At 66.4% G+C, this 23,508-nt stretch carries 27 protein-coding genes; 13 read left to right on the top strand and 14 right to left on the bottom strand.

Annotated features, from left to right (window positions below):
• Positions 1-11: 11 nt before the first annotated feature.
• Positions 12-563 (bottom strand): tRNA (cytidine(34)-2'-O)-methyltransferase, encoded by a 552-nt coding sequence (locus N825_RS09325; RefSeq protein WP_281174358.1) that lies wholly within the window; start codon positions 561-563, stop codon positions 12-14.
• 258 nt (positions 564-821) lie between these two features.
• Between N825_RS09325 and petA the strand changes: the two genes are divergently transcribed.
• From petA to N825_RS09300, 5 genes are all read left to right on the top strand, one after another.
• The gene (petA, locus tag N825_RS09320) at positions 822-1,391 is read left to right on the top strand and encodes a ubiquinol-cytochrome c reductase iron-sulfur subunit (protein WP_037450013.1); all 570 of its coding nucleotides are present in this window, start codon (positions 822-824) and stop codon (positions 1,389-1,391) included.
• Positions 1,392-1,411: 20 nt separating this feature from the next.
• Complete coding sequence (locus N825_RS09315; protein WP_037450011.1) at positions 1,412-2,671, top strand: cytochrome b; 1,260 nt, start codon at positions 1,412-1,414, stop codon at positions 2,669-2,671.
• Position 2,672: 1 nt separating this feature from the next.
• Complete coding sequence (locus N825_RS09310) at positions 2,673-3,437, top strand: cytochrome c1 (protein WP_037450008.1); 765 nt, start codon at positions 2,673-2,675, stop codon at positions 3,435-3,437.
• 87 nt (positions 3,438-3,524) lie between these two features.
• Complete coding sequence (locus N825_RS09305) at positions 3,525-4,070, top strand: DUF924 family protein (RefSeq protein ID WP_157619066.1); 546 nt, start codon at positions 3,525-3,527, stop codon at positions 4,068-4,070.
• A complete protein-coding gene (locus tag N825_RS09300) occupies positions 4,070-4,900 on the top strand; it encodes a VOC family protein (protein ID WP_051511807.1) in 831 nt (276 codons plus the stop codon). The genes N825_RS09305 and N825_RS09300 overlap by 1 nt, the downstream gene beginning before the upstream one ends.
• A 4-nt stretch (positions 4,901-4,904) precedes the next feature.
• Here N825_RS09300 and N825_RS09295 read toward each other — a convergent pair whose 3' ends face one another.
• Positions 4,905-7,319, bottom strand: coding sequence for a sensor domain-containing protein (locus tag N825_RS09295; RefSeq protein ID WP_198038244.1), 2,415 nt, complete (start codon positions 7,317-7,319; stop codon positions 4,905-4,907).
• Positions 7,320-7,473: 154 nt separating this feature from the next.
• Positions 7,474-8,574, bottom strand: coding sequence for a redox-regulated ATPase YchF (ychF, locus tag N825_RS09290; protein ID WP_037450004.1), 1,101 nt, complete (start codon positions 8,572-8,574; stop codon positions 7,474-7,476).
• 197 nt (positions 8,575-8,771) lie between these two features.
• Here ychF and N825_RS09285 point away from each other — a divergent pair, with 197 nt between their 5' ends.
• Positions 8,772-8,996, top strand: a complete 225-nt coding sequence (locus N825_RS09285) for a hypothetical protein (RefSeq protein ID WP_051511806.1) — start codon at positions 8,772-8,774, stop codon at positions 8,994-8,996.
• Here N825_RS09285 and pth read toward each other — a convergent pair.
• The 7 genes from pth to lgt form a co-directional block, all read right to left on the bottom strand.
• Positions 8,993-9,568 carry an aminoacyl-tRNA hydrolase gene (pth, locus tag N825_RS09280; protein WP_037450002.1) on the bottom strand — a complete coding sequence of 192 codons (576 nt, stop codon included), beginning with the start codon at positions 9,566-9,568 and terminating at the stop codon, positions 8,993-8,995. The genes N825_RS09285 and pth overlap by 4 nt on opposite strands.
• Before the next feature lie 4 nt (positions 9,569-9,572).
• Positions 9,573-10,193: a 50S ribosomal protein L25/general stress protein Ctc gene (locus N825_RS09275; RefSeq protein ID WP_037450000.1), complete on the bottom strand. Its 621-nt coding sequence runs from the start codon at positions 10,191-10,193 to the stop codon at positions 9,573-9,575.
• Positions 10,186-10,320, bottom strand: coding sequence for a hypothetical protein (locus N825_RS40760; protein WP_281174357.1), 135 nt, complete (start codon positions 10,318-10,320; stop codon positions 10,186-10,188). Before N825_RS40760 ends, N825_RS09275 begins: the two co-directional genes overlap by 8 nt.
• 33 nt (positions 10,321-10,353) lie before the next feature.
• Entirely contained in the window at positions 10,354-11,289 is a 936-nt protein-coding gene (locus N825_RS09270) for a ribose-phosphate pyrophosphokinase (protein WP_037449998.1), read from the bottom strand.
• Between the two features lie 312 nt (positions 11,290-11,601).
• Entirely contained in the window at positions 11,602-12,372 is a 771-nt protein-coding gene (gene pgeF / locus N825_RS09265; protein ID WP_037449997.1) for a peptidoglycan editing factor PgeF, read from the bottom strand.
• Positions 12,373-12,427: 55 nt separating this feature from the next.
• Entirely contained in the window at positions 12,428-13,567 is a 1,140-nt protein-coding gene (locus N825_RS09260) for a class I SAM-dependent methyltransferase (protein ID WP_051511805.1), read from the bottom strand.
• On the bottom strand, positions 13,564-14,439 hold the full coding sequence (lgt, locus tag N825_RS09255) for a prolipoprotein diacylglyceryl transferase (protein ID WP_051511803.1): 876 nt from the start codon (positions 14,437-14,439) through the stop codon (positions 13,564-13,566). Before lgt ends, N825_RS09260 begins: the two co-directional genes overlap by 4 nt.
• Positions 14,440-14,678: 239 nt before the next feature.
• Between lgt and N825_RS09250 the strand changes: the two genes are divergently transcribed.
• The 3 genes from N825_RS09250 (at position 14,679) to proC (ending at position 16,611) form a co-directional block, all read left to right on the top strand.
• A complete protein-coding gene (locus N825_RS09250; RefSeq protein WP_051511802.1) occupies positions 14,679-15,086 on the top strand; it encodes an accessory factor UbiK family protein in 408 nt (135 codons plus the stop codon).
• A gap of 199 nt (positions 15,087-15,285) precedes the next feature.
• Positions 15,286-15,792, top strand: a complete 507-nt coding sequence (locus tag N825_RS09245; protein WP_037449995.1) for a type III secretion system chaperone family protein — start codon at positions 15,286-15,288, stop codon at positions 15,790-15,792.
• A 3-nt stretch (positions 15,793-15,795) separates the two neighbouring features.
• Complete coding sequence (gene proC / locus N825_RS09240) at positions 15,796-16,611, top strand: pyrroline-5-carboxylate reductase (protein WP_037449993.1); 816 nt, start codon at positions 15,796-15,798, stop codon at positions 16,609-16,611.
• 142 nt (positions 16,612-16,753) lie between these two features.
• On the opposite strand, the gene N825_RS09235 is transcribed toward proC, so the two are convergent.
• Complete coding sequence (locus tag N825_RS09235; protein WP_051511799.1) at positions 16,754-17,623, bottom strand: sigma-70 family RNA polymerase sigma factor; 870 nt, start codon at positions 17,621-17,623, stop codon at positions 16,754-16,756.
• A gap of 256 nt (positions 17,624-17,879) precedes the next feature.
• Here N825_RS09235 and N825_RS09230 point away from each other — a divergent pair, with 256 nt between their 5' ends.
• The 3 genes from N825_RS09230 (at position 17,880) to N825_RS09220 (ending at position 19,601) form a co-directional block, all read left to right on the top strand.
• Positions 17,880-18,530, top strand: a complete 651-nt coding sequence (locus N825_RS09230; protein ID WP_051511796.1) for a TetR/AcrR family transcriptional regulator — start codon at positions 17,880-17,882, stop codon at positions 18,528-18,530.
• Positions 18,531-18,674: 144 nt separating this feature from the next.
• Positions 18,675-19,127: a phasin family protein gene (locus N825_RS09225; RefSeq protein ID WP_037449990.1), complete on the top strand. Its 453-nt coding sequence runs from the start codon at positions 18,675-18,677 to the stop codon at positions 19,125-19,127.
• Positions 19,128-19,247: 120 nt separating this feature from the next.
• Entirely contained in the window at positions 19,248-19,601 is a 354-nt protein-coding gene (locus tag N825_RS09220; protein WP_037449987.1) for a tRNA-binding protein, read from the top strand.
• A 12-nt stretch (positions 19,602-19,613) separates the two neighbouring features.
• Here the strand turns inward: N825_RS09220 and N825_RS09215 are convergent, their stop codons facing one another.
• The 3 genes from N825_RS09215 to N825_RS09205 form a co-directional block, all read right to left on the bottom strand.
• Positions 19,614-20,981 (bottom strand): ATP-binding protein, encoded by a 1,368-nt coding sequence (locus N825_RS09215; protein ID WP_051511794.1) that lies wholly within the window; start codon positions 20,979-20,981, stop codon positions 19,614-19,616.
• Between the two features lie 106 nt (positions 20,982-21,087).
• Positions 21,088-21,771, bottom strand: coding sequence for a response regulator (locus tag N825_RS09210; protein ID WP_037449984.1), 684 nt, complete (start codon positions 21,769-21,771; stop codon positions 21,088-21,090).
• A gap of 60 nt (positions 21,772-21,831) precedes the next feature.
• The gene (locus N825_RS09205) at positions 21,832-22,338 is read right to left on the bottom strand and encodes a MarR family winged helix-turn-helix transcriptional regulator (RefSeq protein ID WP_037449981.1); all 507 of its coding nucleotides are present in this window, start codon (positions 22,336-22,338) and stop codon (positions 21,832-21,834) included.
• A gap of 77 nt (positions 22,339-22,415) precedes the next feature.
• On the opposite strand from N825_RS09205, the gene N825_RS09200 reads away from it, so the two are divergent.
• Positions 22,416-23,315 (top strand): branched-chain amino acid aminotransferase, encoded by a 900-nt coding sequence (locus N825_RS09200; protein ID WP_037449978.1) that lies wholly within the window; start codon positions 22,416-22,418, stop codon positions 23,313-23,315.
• The last annotated feature ends 193 nt before the right edge of the window (positions 23,316-23,508 follow it).

Raw genomic sequence — 23,508 nt, 5'->3', positions numbered from 1 at the left:
CCCTCTTGCGGTCAGTCCGGCGCCCGCCCGGTCGTGTCCCGGTTCGAAGCCATCAACGCGATACCATTCCCGGCGGTTTGCCGCAACGCCTCGCCCAGCACCATCGCGGCGGCGAGCGACACGTTCAACGACCGCAGGCCGGGCCGCATCGGGATCCTGACGCGGGCGTCGGCGGCGTCGGCCACGCTGTCCGGCACGCCGGAGCTTTCGCTGCCCATCAGCAGGGTGTCGCCCGGCGAGAAGGCGAAATCAAGGTAGGGGATCGAGCCGCGCGTGGTCAGCAGGACGATTTTTCCAGGAGCGGCGCCCGTCGTTTCGCCGCCGCTTCTATTGGAAAGATATTTTTCCCACGAGGCGTGTCGGGTCACGTCCAAGTGATCCATATAATCCATACCGGCCCGGCGCAGCCGCCGGTCATCCAGGATGAAGCCACACGGCTCGATGATATCGAGCGGCACGCCAAGGCAAGCGGCCATGCGCATCATGGTGCCGGTGTTTTGGGGAATGTCGGGCTGATACAGCGCGAGCCGGACGCCCTTAATGTCACTATCCGAAAAAATCAAGAGTCATTCTTTCCACGAAACGACCCAGTTGGGCAACCGCGACACTATGTCTCCGGAAGTCCGACTTTCCTTGACTGAGAACCAGAGGTATATCCCTGTCACAACTGCGGCCGGCGCGAACCGGTCCTTAGTCCGAGGTTTTGGGCTCGAGGTTTTGGGCAAGGTCCGAAGCAGACACGGCCGAAAACTATTGTTAATGTCCGTCCGGTTTGCAAGCGCATGGCAGTGCGCTTGCCAGGGCCAAGGAGAGAAAAGCTAATGTCGGATACCATCCATCCGGCCGGTGCTGGCGGTCAGGGAGGCCACGAAGGCGAGGGGACGACGCGTCGCGATTTCCTCTACCTCGCGACCGGCGCCGTCGCCGCCGTGGGTGTCGCGTCGGTCGCCTGGCCGTTCATCAACAGCATGAACCCGGCAGCCGATACGCTGGCCCTCGCGCAGATCGACATCGATCTGACGCCGGTTCAGGTCGGCCAGTCGATCACGGTCACATGGCGCGGCAAACCGGTCTTCGTGCGCCGCCGCACCGAGGAGGAAATCGCCTCCGCCGCGTCGGTCAACCTCGCCGAACTGCGCGATCCCCAGCCGGACAGCGCGCGGGTCAAGCAACCGCAGTGGCTGGTTCTGGTGGGCGTCTGCACCCATCTGGGCTGCGTCCCACTGGGCCAGAAACCGACCGATCCCAAAGGTGACTACGGTGGGTGGTTCTGCCCCTGCCACGGTTCGCACTACGACACCGCCGGGCGAATCCGTCGGGGTCCGGCACCCTTGAACTTGCTCGTGCCGGAATACGCTTTCCTGACGGATACATCGATCCGTATCGGCTAGTTGGTCAACTGGAGCTGAACATGGCTGCCCCGCAGTTCAAAAACCCCGTGGTTCGGTGGATCGACTATCGCCTGCCGGTCTTCACCGCCCTGCACCACGAGTACAACGAATACCCAATGCCGAAGAACTGCAATTATTTGTGGTCCTTCGGCGCGATCGCGATGGTCACCCTGATCATCATGATCGTCTCCGGCATCACGCTGGCGATGAGCTACACGCCCAGCACCACGATGGCGTTCCAGTCGGTCGAGCGCATCATGCGCGACGTCAACTCGGGCTGGCTGATCCGCTACATCCACATGAACGGCGCGTCGATGTTCTTCATCGCCGTGTTCATCCACATCTTCCGCGGCCTCTATTTCGGTTCGTACAAGGCCCCGCGCGAGATCCTGTGGATGCTGGGCGTCGTCATCCTGCTGCTGATGATGGCGACCGCCTTCATGGGCTATGTGCTTCCCTGGGGCCAGATGAGCTTTTGGGGCGCCACCGTCATCACCAACCTGTTCTCGGCCTTCCCGATCATCGGCGATCACATCGTCACGTGGCTGTGGGGTGGCTTCTCGGTCGACAACCCGACGCTGAACCGGTTCTTCGCGCTGCACTACCTGCTGCCGTTCGTGCTGCTGGGTGTCGTCTTCCTGCACGTCGCCGCCGTTCACGTCCACGGGTCCAACAACCCGGTCGGCATCGACATCAAGGGTCCGCAGGACAGCCTGCCGTTCCACCCGTACTTCACGATCAAGGACACCTTCGGCCTCAGCATCTTCCTGCTGGTGTTCGCCGGCTTCGTGTTCTTCGCCCCGAACTACATGGGCCACCCGGACAACTACATCCCGGCCAACCCGATGGTCACCCCGGCGCACATCGTCCCGGAATGGTACTTCCTGCCGTTCTACGCGATCCTCCGCGCGGTTCCCGACAAGCTGGGCGGCGTGCTCGCCATGTTCGGCGCCATCGCGGTGCTGTTCATCCTGCCCTGGCTCGACACCTCCAAGGTGCGCAGCTCGAACTACCGGCCGATCTACCGCCAGTTCTTCTGGGTGCTGGTCATCGACTGCCTGGTGCTGGGATACGCTGGCGGCATGCCCGCCGAAGGCATCTGGCTGGTCGTCGCCCGTGTCGCCGCGATCTACTACTTCGCCCACTTCCTGATCATCCTGCCCCTGCTTGGCAAGCTGGAGCGTCCCCGGCCGCTTCCCAGCAGCATCAGCGAGCCCGTCCTCAAGGGTGGCGGTCACTATCCGACCGCGGCAGCCGCCAAGCCGATGGAGAAGGCCTAACATGCGCGCGTTCAAGACGCTCATCCTGGCCGCGGCCCTCGGCCTCGGCCTCACGGGTTCGGCGCTGGCCGCCGAATCCGCCGTGCCGCCCGAGCAGGAATGGCACCACAGCGGCATCTTCGGCACCTTCGACAAGGCGGCGCTGCAACGCGGCTTCCAAGTCTACAAGGAGGTCTGCTCGACCTGCCACGCCATGAGTCTGGTGTCCTATCGCAACCTTCAGGCGCTGGGTTTCAGCGAGGACGAAGTCAAGGCGATCGCGGCCCAGTACCAGGTTCCGGCCGCACCGAACGACGCCGGCGAGATCGTCGAGCGGCCGGCGATCCCGGCCGACCACTTCAAGAGCCCGTTCCCGAACGAGCAGGCCGCCCGCGCCGCCAACGGCGGAGCCTATCCGCCGGACCTGTCGCTGATGGCCAAGGCCCGCGAGCATGGCGAGGATTACCTCTACGCCCTGCTGACCGGGTTCGAGGAGCCGCCGGAGGGCGTCACGGTGCCGGATGGCATGTACTACAACAAGTACTTCCCCGGCCACCTGATCGGCATGCCGCCGATCCTGCAGGACGACAGCGTCACCTACGCCGACAACACTCCGGCCACCTTGGCCCAGTCGGCGCATGACGTCTCGACCTTCCTGGTCTGGGCGGCGGAGCCTCACCTGGAGACCCGCAAGCAGACCGGCGTCAAGGTCATCCTGTTCCTCCTCGTCTTCGCGGGTATGATGTACGCCGTGAAGCGCAAGGTCTGGGCCGACGCGCATCCCTAAGCGCCGCCGGTGACCGACAGGACCATGGGAAAGGGCGCCACTGGCGCCCTTTTTCAATTTGGGGACAACCCGGGGGGAAGATGACGGATGATGACATTCCATGACGTGTTGGGCTTCTGGTTCAGGCCGGACTCCCGTCCGAACTGGTTCAAGGGGAACGCCGCCTTCGACGCGGACATCGGACGCCTGCTGCTGCCGCTCCACGAGGAGGCCGCGGCGAATCGCTTGCCGGAGTGGCGCGACCATCCCCAGGGCTGCCTCGCCCTGGTCATCCTGCTCGACCAGGTCCCCCGCAATGTCTTCCGCGACTCGGTCCGCGCCTTCGCCACCGACCCCACCGCCCGGGCGCTGACCCGGCTGGCGATCGACCGCGGCTACGACGACGGCCTGGACGACGACCAGCGCTGCTTCCTCTACCTGCCGCTGGAGCATTCCGAGGACATCGCGGACCAACGCCTGTCCGTCGAGCTGTTCCGCTTCCGGGTCCGTGATCCCGTCTATCAGGATTACGCGGAACGGCACCTCAAGGTCATCGAGCGATTTGGCCGCTTCCCCCATCGCAACCGCATCCTCGGCCGCGTCTCGACCGAGGAGGAGTTGGATTTCCTGAAGCGACCGGGCTCGTCGTTCTGATGAACTCGATCACGGGCATCGACCATACCATCATCGGCGTCGCCGACCTGGAGGCGGCGCGGGCGTCATGGACCCGGCTCGGCTTCACCGTGACGCCGCGCGGCCGCCACATCGGCTGGGGCACCGGCAACTACTGCGTCATGTTCCCGAACGACTACGTCGAGTTGCTGGGCATCATCGACGCCAGCCAGTTCGTCAACAATCTGGACCGGCTGCTGGAGACGCGGGGCGAGGGCTTTCTCGGACTGGCCTTCGGAGCCGCCGACTCCGGCGCGGTCCATGACGCCTTTCCCGAAGTCACCGAGGCGCCGAAGGACCTCGCCCGGCTGTTGGAACTGCCCGAAGGCACCGTGGCTCCCCGGTTCTCGCTGGTCCATTTCAAGCCCGAGGCGACGCCGGGCCTGTCGGCCTTCTGCTGCGCCCACCTGACACCGGAGCTGCTGCGCCAGCCGGATTGGCTCGATCACGCCAATGGCGCCACCGGCCTGGACGGCATGACCATCCCGGCCACCGATCCGGCGACGCTGGCGCCGGCCTACGCCAGGCTGTTCGGGGATGGGGCGATCCGGGCGGGGCAGGGGCGTCTGGAGGTGCGGACGGAGGCCCTCACGCTCCGCTTCCTCTCGCCGGAGCGCATGGCGCGGCGCTACCCGGGGCTGGAGCCCGCCGCCGTCATGACGGTGACGTGCCGCGATCTCGCCGGAACACGCGAGTTCCTGGCAAGCCGCGCCGTCCGCACCGTCGCGGTTCCCGGCGCCCGTGTCGTGGTGTCCCCGGAGGATGCCAACGGCGTCATCCTGGAATTCGCGCTGGAGTCGGCGGCGTCGTGAGCCTTCAGCCGCCGGCCAGCCGTCGGACCAGGGCCGGGATCTCGGCCACGGGGGTGGGCGGCGCGAACAGGAAGCCCTGCATGCGGTCGCACCGGTAGGCCCGGAGGAAGATCAGCTGCTCCTGGGTCTCGACGCCCTCCGCCACCACCCGCATCTTCAAGGCATGGGCCATGTTGATGATGGCATTGACGATGGAGGCGGCGTCGGGGTCCTCGACCATGCCCTGGACGAAGCTCTTGTCGATCTTGATCGCCTCGATCGGGAAGCGCTTCAGGTAGCTGAGCGATGAATATCCGGTTCCGAAATCATCCAGCATGAAGCGGACGCCAGCGCCATGCAGTTCCAGCAAGGCATCACGGATGCCCTGGGTGCTCCGGAACAGCGCCGTCTCGGTCAGCTCCAACTTCAGGTGCGACGCCGGCAGCCCAGAGGCGTGCAGGATGGCGAGCGCCTTGCGGCTGAGATGCGGATCGCTGACCTGCCGGCCGGACAGATTGACCGAGACTGGCACGTCGACGACACCATCCCGGCGCCACGCCGCCATCTGCTGGCAGGCGTCGCGCAGCACCAGTTCGCCCAGCGGGATGATCAGGCCGGTTTCTTCCGCAGCCGGAATGAACTCGCCGGGGGAGATCAGGGCGCCGTCCTCGCCGCGCCAGCGGACAAGCGCCTCGAACCCAACCAGCTTCAGGGTCTCGACCTCGATCTTTGGCTGGTACACCAATTCGAACTGGTCCGCGTCGATCGCCCGCCGCAGCCGACTCTCCAGCGAAAGCTGGCGGGCGGCATGGGTCTCCATGTCCGGCGTGTACAACTCGTAGCGTGACGTTCCGAGATCGCGGGCGCGCTGGAGGGCGGCCCCGGCCATGCGGATCAACTCATCCGGCCCGCTGGCATCGGCGGGAAACAGGCTGACGCCGATCACCGGCGGCAGCAGGAAATCCTGGCCGTCCGTCTCGATCGGGGCACCGAAGGCGGCGATCACGCTCTTGACCGTGGCGACCGCCTCCTCGTGGTCGGCGAGGCTGGGCAGCAGCACCGCGAACAGGTCGTCGCCGATCCGGCCAAGGACATCGCCCGGTCCCAGCGCGCGGCGCAGCCGATCGACCAGCCGGCGCATCAGGTGCTCGGCGGCGGTGCGGCTATGGGCGAATCGGATTGGGTCGAGCCGGTCGAAGCTGATCGCCAGCAGCGCAGCGATCCGCTCGCCGGGGGCGGGCTGCTCCAGGGCCGACGCGACCCGCTCGCTGAACAATGACAGGTTGGGCAGGCCGGTGACCTGATCGAACGACGCCAGGTAATGGATGCGCTCGCGCGCGCGGCGGGCCTCGGTCACATCCTCGAACAGGGCGATGATGTATTTGGGCCGGCCGAGCGGATCGCGTACCAACGACGCCGTGGTCCGAGCCCACAGGGCGGACCCGTCGCGCCGCTGGAACCGGCGTTCGGTCTGGAGCGTGGCGCGGCGCCCGCTCAGCAGTTCCTGGAAGCGGCCGGTGACCTGGGAGATCTCGTCGACGTGGACGAACCGCTTGAACGACTGACCGATCAACTCGTCGCGGCCATAGCCGAGCATGCCTTCCAGCGTGCGGTTGACGTCGATGATCCTGCCATCGACGGCGGCGTAGCCGATGCCGACGCCGGCATGCTCGAAGATCGACCGGAACCGCTGCTCGCTGTCGCGCAGCGCCTGCTCGGCGACGACGCGCTCGGAGATGTCGATGCTCGACCCAAACAGCCGAGTCACCTTGCTGTCGGACAGGCCGCCGGTGATCGGCACCAGCCGCGTCTCCCAGTGGCGCCGGCCGGCCGGCAGGTGGAGCACCTCCTGGAAGGTGGTCGGCAGCTGGCGCTTGACGCAGGTTCGGTAATGAGCGAGCACGCTGATGGCATCGTCCGGCGGCAGGACCTCTTCCGGGCTCCTGCCGATCATGTCGGCTGCGACCAAGCCGGTCTGTTCCTCGTGGCGCCGATTGAGCATGGCGTAGCGGAAGCCGCCGTCCGGCATCACGTCCACGATGAAGACCGCCGCCAGCAGGTGATCGATCACCAGACTGATCTGCCCGTCGGACGGCCCGGTGTTCTCGGTGACCAGGATGTGGGCGGCGGCGCCGTCGCCGATCGGCTGGACGCTGAGGACCACCGGCCCGGCCGTCATGTCGAGCACCACGACGTTCGGTTCGTCCACCGACAGGACCTCGAGCAGGTGAGGCGCGTCGCCAGGGCGGACCAGATCGACCAGGGATCGTCCGATCGCCGCCTCGGCGGGCGAACCGAGCAGGCGCGCGAAGCGGCCATTGACCGCGACGACCTCCGCATGACCGGAGCGGTCCGCTCGCCTTTTCAGGATGGCGTGACCGGTCTCCTCGGATGCTGTGGTGCGGGGGCGCGCCAGAAACGCTTCCAAACCAGCGGTCATCACATCATACATGCCTGAACTCAAAGTCATCGATCCGGCCCATGCCGTACTCATTCACGTCACAAGTAACACAGTAAATCGGACCAATGCCCCATTTTTAATAAAAAAAATTCCTCCCTATCGTTTGGGGTATGAGTTTAGAGTCTTCGCGAGATCACACGTTGAAGCGGAAGTGGAAGATATCGCCGTCCTGCACGACGTACTCTTTGCCTTCCTGTCGCATTTTTCCAGCTTCCTTTGCCGCTTGTTCACCCCCAAGTGTGACAAAACTGTTATAATCGATGGTTTCCGCCCGGATGAAGCCGCGTTCGAAGTCACTGTGGATGACGCCGGCGGCTTCCGGAGCCTTGGAGTTGCGCCCGACCGTCCAGGCCCTCGCCTCCTTGGGACCGACCGTGAAGAAGGTGATCAGGTCCAGCAGGCCGTAGCCGGCGCGGATGACCCGGTTCAATCCCGGTTCCTCGAGCCCGAGCGTCTCCAGGTATTCCTTCTTCTCCGACTCGTCGGAAAGCTGGGCCACCTCGGACTCGATCGCGGCGGAGACCACCACGCTAGCCGCACCCTGCGCCTTGGCCATCGCGGCGACCTTGTCGGACAGCGCGTTGCCGGTCGCGGCGGAGGCTTCCTCGACGTTGCAGACGAACACCACCGGCTTGCCGGTCAGCAGCAGCAGCGACTTGAACAGCGGCAGCTCGTCGTGGGAGACCTCCAGCGTCCGGGCCGGCTTGCCGGCCTGGAGAACGGCCAAGGCGCGCTCCATCATCTCGGCGGTGACCTTGGCCTCCTTGTCGCCGCCCTTGGCCTTCTTCTGGGTGGTGTAGAGCCGGCGCTCCAGCCCGTCCATGTCGGCCAGCATCAGCTCGGTCTCGACCGTCTCCGCGTCGCGGATCGGATCGATGCCACCCTCGACATGGGTGATGTCGTCGTCCTCGAAGCAGCGCAGCACATGGACGATGGCGTCGACCTCGCGGATGTTGCCGAGGAACTGGTTGCCCAGCCCCTCACCCTTGCTGGCGCCCCGGATCAGGCCGGCGATGTCGACGAATTCCAGCTGCGTCGGGATGATCTTGGCCGACTTGGCGATGGCGGCGATCTTCTCCAGCCGAGGATCGGGCACGCCGACGCGGCCGACGTTCGGCTCCTTGGTGCAGAACGGGAAGTTCGCCGCCTCAGCCGCCTGGGTGGCGGTCAGCGCGTTGAACAGGGTGGATTTGCCGACATTCGGCAGGCCGACGATGCCGCAGTTGAAACCCATGGGATGCCGTCGCTTTCAAGAGGAATACGTCCAAGGCCGTCGCGCGGCCAGTTTGGCAGGTTATATGCGGCACCGGCGAGCAAAACGAAAGTGCTGACGAATCCGCCGCCCTTGACCCCCACCCCTCACCTATGGCTGAGGCGGACAAACCCGATGCCTTGCGCTATGCTGACGCTATCGAAAGAGGGGGGCCCATCATGTCCGATCCGCGTCAGGAGTTGTTGCGCCAGATGGCCGCCCTGCGAAACACGCTCGATCCCAAGGTGATCGAGCGCCTCGAACTCGCGGGGGAGGGCAAGGTGCCTTACGACCGCGAAACCGCGCAGACGGTCGTGCGACAATTCCTCGCCACCCGCACCGACGGCGGCAAGTTCCAGCGGAAGCTTGTCGACGCGCTGAAAAAAGGTGGCGGCAAGGGTTAGGGGCTGGATGCCGTCAGCAGCGCCACACGGCTGGCGAACTTCTCGGGCTGACCCGCCGCCATCAGCGGAAACTCGCGCGCGACGGTGTCGATCAGGGGTTCGAGCCAGACCTGCTCCGTCTTGCTGAAGTCGTGCAGGACATAGCCGTGGACGAGGTCCTTGTGGCCGGGGTGGCCGATGCCGAGCCGGACCCGCCAGTAATCCTTGCCGATATGATCGTCGATCGAGCGCAGGCCATTGTGGCCGCCGTGGCCACCGCCCTGCTTGACCCTGACCTTGCCGGCAACGAGGTCGAGATCGTCATGGATCACGACCACCTGCGGGGGAGCGAGCTTGAAGAAGCGCATCGCCTCGCCGACCGATTGGCCGGATAGGTTCATGAAGGTGTGCGGCTTGAGCGCCAGCACCTTCTCCGGCTCGACTGAGCCATCGCAGCTTTGGCCCTGGAAACGCTTCCGCCAGGGACCGAAGCCATGGCGGCGGACGATCTCGTCCACCGCCATGAAACCGATGTTGTGCCGGTTGCGGGCGTATTCCGAACCTGGATTGCCCAAACCCACCAGCAGCAGCATTGGCTTACTCCTGCTCTTCCGCCTCGGTGTCCTCGCCGCTGTTGGCTTCGGACTTGACGGCCGACGGCGACGCGATGGTCGCGATGGTGAAGTCGCGGTCGGTGATCGTCGGGGTCACGTTGGCGGGCAGGGTGACCGCGCTGATGTGGATCGAATCGCCCAGGTCATAGCCGGCGACATCGACGGTGATGTGGCTGGGGATTTCCTCGGCGCCGCACTCGACCTCGATCTCGTGGCGGACGATGTTCAGCATGCCACCGCGCTTGAGGCCCGGCGACTGGTCGGTGTTGATGAACTCGACCGGCACGCCGACGGTCACCTTGACTTCCCGGCTGACGCGCAGGAAATCGACGTGGATCGGAATGTCCGTGACCGGGTCGAACTGCACGTCGCGGGGCAGCACGTGATAGGACGCGTCGCTGACCTTGACGTCGAACAGATGGGTGAAGAAACCGGGGGTGCGCAGGACACGCTCGAACTTCAAGCGATCCAGCGAGATCATCACCGGCTTTTCCTTGTTGCCGTAGATCACTGCGGGGATCCGGCCAGCACGACGCGTCTGACGGGCAACCCCCTTGCCGGCCCGGTCGCGCGCTTCGGCGGCGAGAACTGTGGCTTCAGCCATAACGAACTACTCCAGTGGCGAGACGGCCGGTCCAGGCCGCCTCTGAATGGACGCCAGCCTCCAGGGGTGCTGGCGTACCGCGGCCGCCTTGCTTGGCGCCGACCGCAGTCTCGGTCGCGGCGGCCATCCGGCCAGTCCCGCGGAATTCTTGGATATGGTATCAGTTGAACAGGCTGGAAACCGACCGTTCCTCGCTGATCCGGGTGATCGCCTCGGCGATCAGTGGCGCGATCGTCAGCTGGCGCACGTTGCGCGACACGCGGACCGCCTCGGTCGCCTGGATGCTGTCGGTGGTGACCAGCATCTCCAGCGGCGACGACGACACGCGGGCGACAGCGCCACCCGAAAGCACGCCATGGGTGACATAGGCGCTGACCGACTTGGCGCCTTCCTTCATCAGCGCGGTCGCGGCGTTGCACAGGGTGCCGCCGCTGTCGACGATGTCGTCCACCAGGATGCAGCGCCTGCCCTCGACCTCACCGATGATGTTCATCACCTCGGAAACGCCGGCGCGCTCGCGGCGCTTGTCGATGATCGCCAGATCGGCGTCGAGCCGCTTGGCGATGGCCCGGGCGCGGACCACGCCGCCGACGTCGGGCGACACGATGACCAGCTGCTCGCCGGCCTTGGTGGTCTCCTGGATGTGCCGCACGAAGACCGGGGCGCCTTCCAGGTTGTCCAGCGGGATGTCGAAGAAGCCCTGGATCTGGCCGGCGTGCAGGTCCAGCGTCAGCACCCGGTTGGCGCCCGCCATGGTGATCAGGTTCGCCACCAGCTTGGCCGAGATCGGCGTGCGCGGACCCGTCTTGCGGTCCTGCCGGGCATAGCCGTAATAGGGCAGCACGGCGGTGATGCGGCGCGCGGAACCGCGGCGCAGCGCGTCGATGGTGACCAGCAGCTCCATCAGGTTGTCGTTGGCCGGGTACGAGGTCGACTGGATGACGAACACGTCCTCGCCGCGGACGTTTTCCAGGATCTCGACGAACACTTCCATGTCCGAGAACCGACGAATGCTTGCCTTTGTCAGCGGCACGTTCAGTGCGGCCGAAATGGCTTCGGCCAACGGCCGGTTGCTGTTGCCGGCAATGACTTTCATACTTCGCGGCTCTCTTCTGGAAATAGTGCCGTTACCGCAGCTCCGCCCGAACGGACCCGGTGCAACGGGAAATCGGGCGGGAACATATCAGCGCGTCCCTGTCATGTAAATGTTCCATGACTGTGGTCTCGGCCCCCATGCGCCCGGCACATGGGCTTGGATGGAACCTCAACGACCGAAGGCTGCCGCGGGTTCCAAAACCTTGTGGACAACCCGGTTTCTCATCCGCCCGCGCTCACACCACGCAGCTGACCATCAATCCAAGGACGCAGAAAGCTATCAGCATCACCACGTAAGGCATGAGGGCGCCTCTCAGTTCTGGCGGACGATGACCGACATGCCGCGGCCATAGTCCGGCTCGCCGCGCAAGGTGGCCCGCCGATAGCTGAAGAACCGGTCCTCCTCGGACACGGTGTCGTTCGGACAGCGTTGGATCATCCCGACACCGGCCTGTCCCAGGCGCCGGCTGACATAGCCGCCGATGTCGAACATCGAATGGCCCTCCCGCCGCGCCGGCGCGAAGAAGTCGGCGTTGGCCGGATCCTCGTCCAGGAACCGTCCCGGAAACTCAGGGCCCACCTCGTACGAGCGCTGGGCGATGCAGGGGCCTATCGCGGCCACGATCCGCTCGGCGCTTGCCCCCAAAGCCGTCATGGCCTGGACTGTCGCCTCGATGACGCCCGCCTTGGCGCCCTTCCACCCGGCATGGGCGGCGCCGATCACGCCAGCTTCGGCGTCGGCGAACAGGATCGGGACGCAATCCGCCGTCAGGATGCCCAAGGCGATCCCCGGCGTCGAGGTAACCAGGGCGTCGGCGCGTGGCGGCGGCTCTCCAGCGGCGCGCGGCCGCTCCACCGTGACGACATCGGGGCTGTGGACCTGATACAGCGTCATCAACCGATCCGCGGGCAAGTCGAACGCGGCGGCGCAGCGGCGGCGGTTCTCGGTCACGTTGGCCGGATCGTCGCTGGAGCCCACGCCGCAGTTCAGCGAGCCGTAGATGCCCGAGCTGACGCCGCCCTCGCGGGTGAAGAATCCGTGGCGGATGGTCGGGATGTCGTTCAGCGCGCCAAGTGTGATCAAGGTCGGGATCCAGCGATCGGTTCAGGGACGGGCGGGAATGGGATCGTGTCTCGGATCAAGCCGGTTCGAACCCGGCGGGCGCCGGCCGCCGCGGGTCGGTCAGCGCCAGCACCTTGAACAATGTGCCCATCCCGGTGTCGTCGATCAAGCGATGGACCGCCGAATCGATGTCGATGGCCTGCCCGGGCGTCGCCCGCCGACGCAGCAGCGCCGCCCGCTCGCGGATGCCCAGCCCCGCGAGGAAAGCGCCTTGGGTGACGGGACCCCAAGCGCGCGCTCCAGCATCCCGGGCGGCGTTGGCCAGCGCCTCGAAATCCACGTGCGCCGTCAGGTCGGCCGACCCCGGGGCGTCCAGGACCGGCGCGAAGGCATGGCGGCGCACCGCCTGCAAGGTCTCGCCCACGGCCGAACGCGGATGGCCGTAATCGATGATCAGGGCGGCGCCTCCCGACCTCTCGAGCCGGGCGCCCAATTCGTGGGCGATGGCCGTGGCGGCGGGGCAGGTCTCGAACACGCTGCCCGGCGCCGCCGTCCGCGCCGAGGGCGGGATCGCGTGTTCTACGGGACCCGGCCGCCGGTCCAGCACGAAGCGGAAGCCGCCGGTGGCGTCGTCTACATCGACCATCCGCTCGGTCCAGCCATGGGCGGTCTTCTGGAATTGGCGGATCGGCAGGGCGTCGAAGAACTCGTTGGCGATCACCAGCACAGGGCCGTCGGGTACCGTCGCGAGGGTGTCGTGCCACGTCGGCCCGTTCCCCTTCAAGACGGGCTCCAGCATCGCCCTCTGCCTCTCGCGGAGGACGGGGCTGGTCTCGACCAGATGGACGGCGGCGGCGTCGCGGAACTTCGACACCATCGCGGCGGCGCGGAGCGCGTCGCGCATCAGGGTGCCGCGGCCGGGTCCCAGTTCAACGAGGTTGACGGGATCGGGAGCTCCGATCTCCGTCCAGGTATGGGCGCACCACAGGCCGATCAGCTCGCCGAACATCTGGCTGATCTCCGGCGCGGTGACGAAGTCGCCGGCGGCGCCGAACCGGTCGGCGGTGATGTAATAGCCATGCCGGGGGTGCCCCAGCGCCTCGGCCATGAACGCCGCCACGGAGATCGGCCCCTCGACCGCGATCCGCCGCCGGAGGTGGGCGGTCAGTCCGCCTTGCCCGGAATCGTCATCGCGGGTGGGATCGCCCGCCGTCATCGGCCATCCCGCGCGTCCGGATGGGGCGCCGTCCCCGCGGAGGCGGCCGGCCGATCGGCGGCGCCAGCCAAGGCGGGTCGGCGGCGCGCCACCACGATCAGCGCCACGCCGAACAGGACCATCGGGACCGACAGGATCTGGCCCATCGTCACGTTGCCGCCCAGCAGGAAGCCCAACTGCGGGTCGGGCTCGCGGAAGTGTTCGACCAGGATGCGGGACAGACCGTAGCCGATGAAGAAGACGCCGGCCAGCAGGCCGGGGCGCGCCCGGACCGACGGGCGGCGCGCCAGGATCGCCAGCACGACGAATAGGACGAGGCCCTCCAGCGCCGCCTCGTAAAGCTGGCTCGGGTGACGGGGCAGGCCACCGGCCCTTTCCCCAGGAAAGATCACGGCCCAGGGCACGTCCGCCACCCGACCCCACAGCTCGGCGTTGGCGAAGTTGGCGAGGCGTCCGAAGAACAGGCCGATCGGGGCGGCGCAGGCGATCAGGTCGCCGAGCGCCAGCGGCGAGAAGCCGCGGCGGCGCGAGAACAGCAGGATCGCCGCGACGACGCCCAGCAGGCCGCCATGGAACGACATGCCGCCGTGCCAGACCGCCAGCGCCTCCAGTGGGTTGTTCAGATAGTAGCCGGTGTTATAGAACAGGACATAGCCCAGGCGGCCCCCCAGGATGACGCCGATCACCGCCCAGGTCAGGAAGTCGTCGAAATCCAGCGCCGTCGGCGGCCTGTCGTCCTTCCGCGCCAGGGCGATGCAATAGCGCCAGCCGGCGACGAAGCCGATCAGGTACGCCAGCGCGTACCAGCGGATCGCGATGGGGCCGATCTGGAGGGCGACCGGGTCGATGGCGGGGAACAGGATGGCGAGCATTGGGCGGTTCGGTTTCGATGCGGCGACCGCCCTCGGGACGCGTAGCCCGCGGAACCGGCCTGGAGACGGGTTGATCCGCCGGGGTTCGGCGCCCTTATAAGCCCGTGTGACGCGCCGCCGCAAGACGGCCCTGCCATCACCGGCCAATGTCGTCCGCCAACGCCGCCCCGGAATGCGGCGTTGCGTCGGCGGGAGCCGGTGTCCATAATGATGGCCCTTTTTGCGAGGATACGGATCTCATGCAGGTCGATAACAAGCTTCTCGACGATCTGGCCCGTGTGGCGGGTGGCGCGGTCGGCGCGCTGACCGGTCTGCGTGGCGAGGTCGAGGCACAGGTGCGCCAGCAGTTCGAGCGGATCCTCAGCCGGATGGACGTGGTCAGCCGGGAGGAATTCGAGGCCGCCCGCGAGATGGCCGTCAAGGCCCGCACGGGCGAGGAGGAACTGGCCGACCGGGTGACCGCCTTGGAGGCGCTGGTGGCGACACTGGTGGCAGAGCGCGAGCTGGCCGCCGGCGCGCCCGGGCCGAAGCGCCCCGCCGCCACCCATTCCGCCGGCACCACCCCTGGTTCATCCACCGGGTCGGCCGCGGGTTCAGCCAAGGATTTGGGCACCGGCCAGGACGGATCGCCCTCCGAAGTCGGCTGATCCCTACAGGTCGTCCTCAACTTTACGGAATTCTATTGCGAGCGTGGGACCGTTCTGTCACGGTCCTGCCGGTAGTAGCCCCTTGTCCGCTTGGATACGTCCGCCTGGATACACCATCTCGGGGCATTGCGAACCACCCGACACCATGTGGCTGACACGGGGCATACGCCGTTAATCGCGCGATCAAGGAGTCGCAGGCATGCCGGCTGTCGCCGTCGAAGAAACGTCCGCCACAACGCTCAATCCCCTCGAGATCGTCGAGGAGATCGTCGTCGCCAACGAGTGGCCGTTCGATCGCTCCCACGAGGACGAACTGGTTGTCGAGATCGCCGCGCGCTGGTGTGATTACCGCCTGTACTTCGTCTGGCAACCCGAAGTCAGCGCGATGCAGTTCTCCTGCCAGTTCGACATGAAGGCGCCCAAGGCGCGGCGCCACGACCTCAACGAGCTATTGGCCCAGGTCAATGGCAAGATGTGGCTTGGCCATTTCGACATCTGCCCGGACGAGCATACCCCCATGTTCCGCCACACCTCGCTCCTGCGCGGCGCGCCCCGCGCCAGCGTCGAGCAGATGGAGGATCTGGTCGAGATCGCCCTGATGGAGTGCGAGCGTTTCTATCCCGCCTTCCAGTTCGTCATCTCCGGTGGCAAGACCGCTTCCGAGGCGGTGACGGCGTCGATCCTCGACACGGTTGGGGAGGCCTGATCGATGGGCTGCTCACTGCTCCTGGTCGGCTGTGGCAAGATGGGCGGCGCCATGCTGGATGGCTGGTTCGCCGCCGGAACGGTGGATGACGTCGTCGTCGTCGAACCGCAGGGCGCCTTCGGGGCGGACGCGGGATCGGGGGGCCGCAAGATCGTCCGGTGCGCCGGCGCGTCGCGGATACCGGCTGGCTTCGACCCGGATGTGGTCGTCCTGGCGGTCAAGCCGCAGGTGATGGACGAGGTGGTGCCGGGCTATGCCCGCTTCACCCGGCCGGACACCGTCTTCCTGTCGATCGCGGCGGGCAAGACGATCGGCTATTTCACCGAACGCCTGGGCGCGGATGCCGCCATCGTGCGGGCGATGCCAAACACGCCGGCCGCCGTCGGCCGCGGCATGACCGTCGCGGTCGCCAACGCCGCCGTGACGGAGGGCCAGCGGCAGCTGTGCGACACGCTTCTGGCCGCCGTCGGCCAGGTCGCCTGGGTCGAGGACGAGGCGCTGCTCGACGCCGTCACCGCCGTGTCGGGTGGGGGGCCCGCCTATGTCTTCCTGCTGATCGAGGCGCTGGCGAAAGCGGGCGTGGCCGCCGGGCTGCCGGAGGATCTGGCGACGCGGATCGCGCGGGTGACGGTCGCCGGCAGCGGCGAGTTGGCGATCCGGTCGAGCGAGCCCGCCGCGACCCTGCGCCGGAACGTCACCAGCCCCAACGGGACGACGCAGGCGGCGCTGGAGGTCCTGATGGCGGAGGATGGCGTGCAGCCGCTGTTCGACCGCGCCATCGCGGCGGCCACCGCCCGATCGCGCGAGCTGGCTGGGTAATCAATTTCATCGTAGGTCGGCTACAGCGAAGCGGCAGCCGACAAGCAGGCGCGTCGGGAGTGGTGTCGGCTGCCGCTTCGCTGTAGCCGACCCATGGGTTTCACCACATCATCAACTGAAAGTCGTTAGGCGCATTGCGCGATCAGTTCCCCGGCAAGCCGTGGGCGGCCGCCAGGGGCTGAAGTAGTTCGCGCAGCCGCGCCAGGGCGCGCTTCTCCAATTGGCGGACCCTGTCCTTGGAGATGCCCAGTTCCCGGCCAATCGCCTCGAAGGTCGGAGCCACCTCGCTCATATGGCGGTGGCGGATGATCGCCGCCTCGCGCGCCGGCAGCATGGCGAGTGCCCGGTCGATCAGGCCATGCCAGACCCGGCCGATGCTGCGTTGCTCGACGAGTTCCTCGGGGGAGGGCTGGTCGGCGGGCAACTGGTCGAGCAGGCTTTCCGTCTCGTCACCGTCCGCGTCATGGGCCGGCACGTCGAGGGAGCGGTCCAGCCGGGCGATCCGGTGGGCGAGGCCCGACACCTCGGCGGGCGGCATGTCGAAACGGCTGGCCAGAACCGTCAGCGCAGCCTCGTCCAGCTTGTCGGAAGATGTCCTCCGCTCGGCCGCGACCCGCTTCAAAGCGAAGAATAACGCCTTGTGCGCGGCGGTCTTGCCGACCCGGACCAGCGACCACGACCGCACCACGTAGTCCTGGATCGCGGCCCTGATCCACCACATCGCATAGGTCCCGAGCCGCGCCCCGCCGTCGGGGTTGAACTTGCGCACGGCCTGGATCAAGCCCAGCGTGCCCTCCTGGATCAACTCGTTGACGGGAAGACCGAAACGGCCATAGCTTCGCGCGATGCGGACGACCACGCGCAGATGGGTCTCGACCAGCCGCTCGGCCGCCCGCTCGTCGCCGGCGGCCGAGCGCAGCGCGAGATCGCGTTCCTCATCTGGGGAAAGATAGGGCAGCCGGTGAGCCAATGTCGTGAGGCAACCGGAGGCCCAGCCGAACGAAGCGCTCATGGGTCGTCATGCTCGATACGGTTATCATGCCCGAAGCCGGAGGCGCGGCAGCATCGCATGCTCATGCACACAGTCAACTCCTGATCACCTCGATCGTCACGCCGGTTCCCATGACATCGCCAATTGGATCTGGCGCGTACTCCCACCGAAAACACGCGGGAAAACGACCCGACTGTCAGGTGGGGCCTTTGGCATCGCGCCCGCCGGCCCAATCTTAGTGGCTGGAACGAGGAACCGCACGGGATTCAAAGGCATCATGGCCAAGAAAGCTGATCTGTCGCGCCAAATCGTCGACGCCGCCATGAAACTGGCGGGCCAGAAGGGATGGCGGGCCACGACCATGGCCGACATCGCCGCCGAGGCGAAGCTGTCGCTGGCGGACATCTACCGGACTTTTCCAGGCAAAAGCGACATCCTGAGGGGTTTCACCCGCCAGATCGACGAGCTGGTCCTGTCCGAAGGTGGACAGGACGATGGGACGGAGACCCTGCGGGACCGCGTGTTCGACGTGATGATGCGCCGTTTCGACGCGCTGACGCCCTACCGGGCGGCGGTCGACGCCGTGTCGCGCGACCTGCGCGGCGATCCGGTCGCGGCGGCGATCCACGCCTGCGCCTTGCGGCGGTCGCTCGCCTGGATGCTGGAGGCGGCCGGCGTCCCGGCGGATGGCTTGGTGGGCGCCGTCAGGGTCAAGGGCCTGGGCGTGATCTATCTGGCGGTGATGCGGGTCTGGCTGACGGACGACAGCGCCGATCTGTCGCGCACCATGGCGGCGCTCGACGCGCGGCTGCGGCAGGCGGAGCAATTCTCCAGGACCCTGCGGTCACGGGGAAGGCGTGGGGACCAAACCGGTACCGATGAGGACTCTACCTCGGGCTCGGACCCTTTGCCCGGGACCCCAGTCTGACAAAACGCCGCCATCAACATTTTTGTTGCGCTGCACAAAAGAAGTTGACGAAGTTTTGCGCAATCTGCATGATGCGGCATCAATCCTGCTGCGGCGCGGCAACGACAGACGCTCTTCAAGGGGCACTCATTAGGGGGATGGTAAATGGCAAAGGCTAATCCGTTTTTCGACGTCGACGTCTCCAAGTTCACCGACGTTTCCAAGATGATGTCCCAGTTCAAGGTCCCCGGCGTCGATGTCGAGGCCATGGTGGCCGCTCAGCAGAAGAACATCCAGGCCCTGACCGCCGCCAACCAGCTGGCGTTCGAAGGCTTCCAGGCCGTTGCCCGCCGTCAGTCCGAGATCCTGCGCCAGACCATCGAGCAGACCACCTCGATCGTGTCCGAGCTGCTGGCCGCCGGTTCGCCGGAGGATAAGGTCGCCAAGCAGGCCGACCTGGTCAAGGTCGCGTTCGAAAAGGCGCTGGCCAACACCCGCGAGCTGGCCGAGCTGGTCTCGAAGTCCAACTCGGAGGCCGCCGACGTGATCAACAAGCGCGTCACCGAGAGCCTGGAAGAGCTGAAGGTCGTCGTCGCCAAGGTCAAGGCGTCCAAGTAATCTCCGCATTTTCGGGGATTCAAGGCCGCCGCCGGGCAACCGGCGGCGGCCTTGTTTTTTGGCCGCCCCGCCGGTAGCGTGGCGCCCCTGAGGACGGACGGATCAAGAAGGAGCTTCCCGATGGCGGACACCGCGGATACGAACATCACCTTCGACGATTTCCTGAAGGTGGATATCCGCGTCGGCACGATCATCGCCGCCGAGCCCTATCCGGAGGCGCGCCGCCCCGCCTACAAGCTACGGGTCGATTTCGGGCCGGAGATCGGCACGCGCCGCACCTCCGCCCAGGTGACACGGCATTACACGCTCGACTCCCTGGTCGGACGCCAAGTGGCGGGTGTCGTCAACTTCCCGCCCAAGCAGATCGGCAAGTTCATGTCCGAGGTTCTCGTGCTGGGCTTTCCCGACGCCGACGGCGAGGTCGTGCTGGTCACCCCGGCGCGCGGCGTGCCCAACGGCGGCCGGCTGTACTGACCGCTCCCACCCTCAAACCGGCAGGCGCACCAGGGCGCGCAGACCGCCGCGCGGGCTTTCCGCCAGCGTGATGTCGCCGCCGTGGCTGCGGATCACGTCACGGGCGATGGTCAGTCCAAGCCCAACACCGCCGGTCGACCGGTTGCGCGAGCCCTCCAGCCGGAAGAAGGGGCGGAAGACGTCCTCGTGGGAGCCGGTGGGGATGCCTGGACCGTCGTCGTCCACGGTGATCTCGATCGCGTCCTCCCGCCGGCCGGCCTGGACCCAGACATGGTCGGCGTAGCGCCGCGCGTTGCCGATCAGGTTGGCGAGGCAGCGCTTGACCGAGTTCGGCCGGAGCGGCAGGTTCAACTCGCCCTCCAGGTGGACGTCGATGATGGCGCCATCGCGGCGCGCGCTGCTCACGGCCTCGTTGATCAGCCGGTTGAGGTCGGTCGGAACGGGGGCCTCGGCGCCCTCGCCGCGGGCGAAGGCGAGATAGCCCTCGATCATCTGCTCCATGTCGATGACGTCGGCCTTCAGGTCCTCGACATCCGGGCTGTCGTTGAAAAGCTCGAGCTGGAGCTTCATCCGGGTCAGCGGTGTCCGGAGATCGTGCGACACGCCCGCCAGCATCTCCGTCCGTTGGCTGATCTGCCGCTGGATGCGCTCGCGCATGACCAGGAAGGCGGCCGCCGCCTGGCGGACCTCCGTGGCCCCCTCCAGCTTGAACCGGGTCACGTCGCGCCCCTTGCCGAACGCGTCGGCCGCGGCGGCCAGCCGCCGGATTGGGCGGATCTGGTTGCGCATGAAGATGATCGCGATGGCGAACAGCACCATGGCGGCGCCGACCATCCAGAGCAGGAAGATGTAGGTCGTGGAACTGAAAAGGCGGCGCTCCGGCGCCATCACGGACAGCACGCCATCCGTCAGCTGGACGCGGATCTCGATCCAGTTGCTGGCGACGCGGCTGTCGACGTTGAAGGGTTTCCGTACCCGTTCGTCCAGGGCCATGCCCAGGGTGCGCTCCAGCAATCCGTTCAGCGAGTTGTGCCGGGGAGGGATGACCGCCTCGGGCTCGAAGGTCAGGATCAGGTCCATGGTGCGCGCCGCCATGGCCAAGGTGTCCGTCCGATCGGCCATGGAGCCGTCGCGCTCCAACTGCTCGATCACCATGCCGATCTCGCCGGCCACGGCGAAGGCGAGCCGGTTGGTCATGGTGTCCCAGTGACGGTCGTAGAAGATCCAGGTCGCGACCACCTGCAAGAGGATGACCGGAGTGACGATGATCAGCAGCGACCGCCCGAACAGGGTCTGGGGCAGCAGCCGCTTGATCAGCCCCCGCGGCCCGCGGCGATCGGGGACATAGCTGCGCGCGGTCAGTTCATGGATCGCGGTCATCGATTCCGCCCTGGTTCGCTTGGTCGAGGCTGGGCTTCGGGCCGCCGATGAGCTTCCGAAATCCCCCGCTCCCTCCACCAACACTTTTTCCCCCACTCTGGTCCCCTCACTCCGGCCTCAGCACGTATCCCTCGCCACGCACGGTGTGGAGATAGCGTGGCAGCCGGGGATCGTCCTCCAACTTGCCGCGCAACCGGCTGACCTGGACGTCGACGGTCCGGGCGTTGCCGACGATCCCGGCGCGGTCGGCCAACTCCTCCCGGGTCAATATGGCTCCCGGCTGCCCGGCGAGAACCCTCAGCAGCGCCGCCTCGGTGCTGGTCAGCCGGACGATCTCGTCCCCCGTCCGCAACTCCTCCCGGTCGGGCACGAAGGTCCACTTGCCGATCCGCATGTCGGCCATCGGCTCGACGGGACGGGGCACCCGGCGGAGGATCGACGTGATCCGCAGCACCAGTTCACGCGGCTCGAACGGCTTGCTCATGTAGTCGTCGGCGCCGGCCTCCAGGCCGGCGATCCGGTCGTCCAACTCGCCGCGCGCGGTCAGCAGCAGGATCGGCACTTGGCTGTCGCGCCGTAGGCTTTCGGTCAGCTCCAGACCGCTTTCGCCCGGCATCATCACGTCCAGCACGATCAGGTCGAAGGCGAGGCTGCCCAGCTTGCTCCGGGCGTCGGCGGCGTGCTGCGCGGTGGTCACCACGAAGCCGTTCTTGACCAGGTATTTCCGCAGGACCTCGCGCAGCCTCAGATCGTCGTCGACCACCAGGATGTGGGGCATCTCCTCGGTCATGGCGGCATCCCGTGCTAGTGTGGCTGTCTTGGCCCCGGATCTTCCGGAGCGGGTGGCCGGTCAGCGCTTCAAAGCGGCGCGATCCAGCTTGGCGGTGAACTTGGGCCGATCCTCGTCGTCGATGATGCCCAGCATGACCTCGCGAAAGCCTTCGACGGCGACGGCTCCCGCCTTGCGGTAGGCCTTGGCGATGCGCTGGCGCTGGCTTTCCGACAGCTGGCGTTCCAGATCGACGCCCTTCTCGGTCAATTCCAGCAGCCGCTGGCGCCGGTCGCGCACGCCCGGTCGCTGGGTCACGAAACCCGACCGGACCAGTTCGCTCAGCACGCGGGAGAGGCTCTGCTTGGTTATGCGCAGGATCGATAGCAGCTCTGTGACGGTGATCGCCGGGTTGCGTCCGATGAAGTAGATGACCCGGTGATGCGCTCGCCCCAGGCCGATTTTCCCAAGGATCGCATCGGGTTCGGCGGTGAAGTCGCGGTAGGCGTAGAACAGCAGCTCCATGCCCTGGCGCAGTTCCTCCTCGCGCAGGAACAGGGGATTGACCCCGGTTTTTACGTCAGCCATGTTGACACAACCGCGATGCGAATGTTACGTTTGGACCACCTTGTTGAGACATAATCTAACAATGAAAGTGGTTTGTGATGTCCATGCTTCCCTTCGATGACCGTGATGGCCAGATCTGGTTCGATGGCGAGCTGATCCCCTGGCGCGATGCCAAGGTCCATGTCTTGACCCATGGCCTGCACTACGCGAGTTGTGTATTCGAAGGAGAGCGGGTTTACAACGGTTCCGTCTTCAAGCTGACCGAACATTCGGAACGCCTCGTCAAATCGGCCGAGGTGCTGGGCTTCCAGCTACCTTACAGCGTGGCGGAGATCGACGCCGCGACCAACGCGGTGGTCAAGGCCCAGGGCTTCACCGACGCCTATGTCCGACCGGTCGCGTGGCGTGGCAGCGAGATGATGGGCGTCTCCGCCCAGCACAACACGGTCCACGTCGCCATCGCTTGTTGGGAATGGCCGAGCTATTTCTCGCCCGAGGCGCGCATGGCCGGCATCAAGCTGCAGACCAGCAAATGGGCCCGCCCGGCACCCAACACCGCGCCGACCAACAGCAAGGCGGCCGGTCTCTACATGATCTGCACCATGAGCAAGCACGCCGCCGAGAACGATGGTTTCCACGACGCGCTGATGCTCGACCATCGCGGCTGGGTGGCCGAGGCGACCGGTGCCAACTTCTTCATGGCGCTCGACGGCAAGCTGCACACCCCCATCCCCGACTGCTTCCTGGACGGCATCACCCGGCGCACGGTGATCGACCTCGCCAAGCGCCGCGGCATCGAGGTGATCGAGCGGGCGATCATGCCGGACGAACTGAAAAACGCCGATGAGATCTTCCTGACCGGCACCGCCGCCGAGGTCACCCCGGTGGGTCGGATTGACGATCTGACCTTCACGCCGGGTCGGATGTGTCAGATCCTGATGACCGACTACGACTCCCTGGTGCGGGGAGCCACCGCATCGGCGGCGGCGGCTGAATAGGCCTGTCGCGAAACTCCCCGCGTGGCGGCTCCAGGGCGACGGTGGCGATGGCCGCCGCCGCCCTTTCGCTGTCCGCGTCATGCCTTCGGCGCTGGTTCGCCTCCCTCCTCCGCTATGCGGTTGGGAAGTATCGAGTCCCGATTCGCCTCTTGATTGTAGTGATCTCCAGCGAATGGCTTTAATAGAATATTAC

Origin of the sequence: Skermanella stibiiresistens SB22, from assembly GCF_000576635.1 — a bacterium.
GTDB lineage: Bacteria > Pseudomonadota > Alphaproteobacteria > Azospirillales > Azospirillaceae > Skermanella > Skermanella stibiiresistens.
The sequence above is the reverse complement of the archived record's forward strand: the minus strand, read 5'-3'. Positions and strand labels throughout refer to the sequence as shown.

Bases quoted from the DNA above. Each gene is read 5' to 3' on its own strand.
- N825_RS09315 (WP_037450011.1), top strand. From the start codon at position 1,412: ATGGCTGCCCCGCAGTTCAAAAACCCCGTGGTTCGGTGGATCGACTAT.
- N825_RS09225 (WP_037449990.1), top strand. From the start codon at position 18,675: ATGGCAAAGGCTAATCCGTTTTTCGACGTCGACGTCTCCAAGTTCACC.
- N825_RS40760 (WP_281174357.1), bottom strand. From the start codon at position 10,320: ATGGCCGCCGCGACCGAGACTGCGGTCGGCGCCAAGCAAGGCGGCCGC.
- N825_RS09230 (WP_051511796.1), top strand. From the start codon at position 17,880: ATGGCCAAGAAAGCTGATCTGTCGCGCCAAATCGTCGACGCCGCCATG.
- N825_RS09220 (WP_037449987.1), top strand. From the start codon at position 19,248: ATGGCGGACACCGCGGATACGAACATCACCTTCGACGATTTCCTGAAG.
- N825_RS09215 (WP_051511794.1), bottom strand. From the start codon at position 20,981: ATGACCGCGATCCATGAACTGACCGCGCGCAGCTATGTCCCCGATCGC.
- N825_RS09285 (WP_051511806.1), top strand. From the start codon at position 8,772: ATGTCCGATCCGCGTCAGGAGTTGTTGCGCCAGATGGCCGCCCTGCGA.
- N825_RS09260 (WP_051511805.1), bottom strand. From the start codon at position 13,567: ATGACGGCGGGCGATCCCACCCGCGATGACGATTCCGGGCAAGGCGGA.
- N825_RS09310 (WP_037450008.1), top strand. From the start codon at position 2,673: ATGCGCGCGTTCAAGACGCTCATCCTGGCCGCGGCCCTCGGCCTCGGC.
- N825_RS09245 (WP_037449995.1), top strand. From the start codon at position 15,286: ATGCCGGCTGTCGCCGTCGAAGAAACGTCCGCCACAACGCTCAATCCC.
- petA (WP_037450013.1), top strand. From the start codon at position 822: ATGTCGGATACCATCCATCCGGCCGGTGCTGGCGGTCAGGGAGGCCAC.
- N825_RS09210 (WP_037449984.1), bottom strand. From the start codon at position 21,771: ATGACCGAGGAGATGCCCCACATCCTGGTGGTCGACGACGATCTGAGG.
- N825_RS09275 (WP_037450000.1), bottom strand. From the start codon at position 10,193: ATGGCTGAAGCCACAGTTCTCGCCGCCGAAGCGCGCGACCGGGCCGGC.
- pth (WP_037450002.1), bottom strand. From the start codon at position 9,568: ATGCTGCTGCTGGTGGGTTTGGGCAATCCAGGTTCGGAATACGCCCGC.
- ychF (WP_037450004.1), bottom strand. From the start codon at position 8,574: ATGGGTTTCAACTGCGGCATCGTCGGCCTGCCGAATGTCGGCAAATCC.
- N825_RS09295 (WP_198038244.1), bottom strand. From the start codon at position 7,319: ATGACCGCTGGTTTGGAAGCGTTTCTGGCGCGCCCCCGCACCACAGCA.
- N825_RS09250 (WP_051511802.1), top strand. From the start codon at position 14,679: ATGCAGGTCGATAACAAGCTTCTCGACGATCTGGCCCGTGTGGCGGGT.
- N825_RS09200 (WP_037449978.1), top strand. From the start codon at position 22,416: ATGTCCATGCTTCCCTTCGATGACCGTGATGGCCAGATCTGGTTCGAT.
- N825_RS09305 (WP_157619066.1), top strand. From the start codon at position 3,525: ATGATGACATTCCATGACGTGTTGGGCTTCTGGTTCAGGCCGGACTCC.
- lgt (WP_051511803.1), bottom strand. From the start codon at position 14,439: ATGCTCGCCATCCTGTTCCCCGCCATCGACCCGGTCGCCCTCCAGATC.
- N825_RS09270 (WP_037449998.1), bottom strand. From the start codon at position 11,289: ATGAAAGTCATTGCCGGCAACAGCAACCGGCCGTTGGCCGAAGCCATT.
- N825_RS09235 (WP_051511799.1), bottom strand. From the start codon at position 17,623: ATGAGCGCTTCGTTCGGCTGGGCCTCCGGTTGCCTCACGACATTGGCT.
- proC (WP_037449993.1), top strand. From the start codon at position 15,796: ATGGGCTGCTCACTGCTCCTGGTCGGCTGTGGCAAGATGGGCGGCGCC.
- N825_RS09205 (WP_037449981.1), bottom strand. From the start codon at position 22,338: ATGGCTGACGTAAAAACCGGGGTCAATCCCCTGTTCCTGCGCGAGGAG.
- N825_RS09300 (WP_051511807.1), top strand. From the start codon at position 4,070: ATGAACTCGATCACGGGCATCGACCATACCATCATCGGCGTCGCCGAC.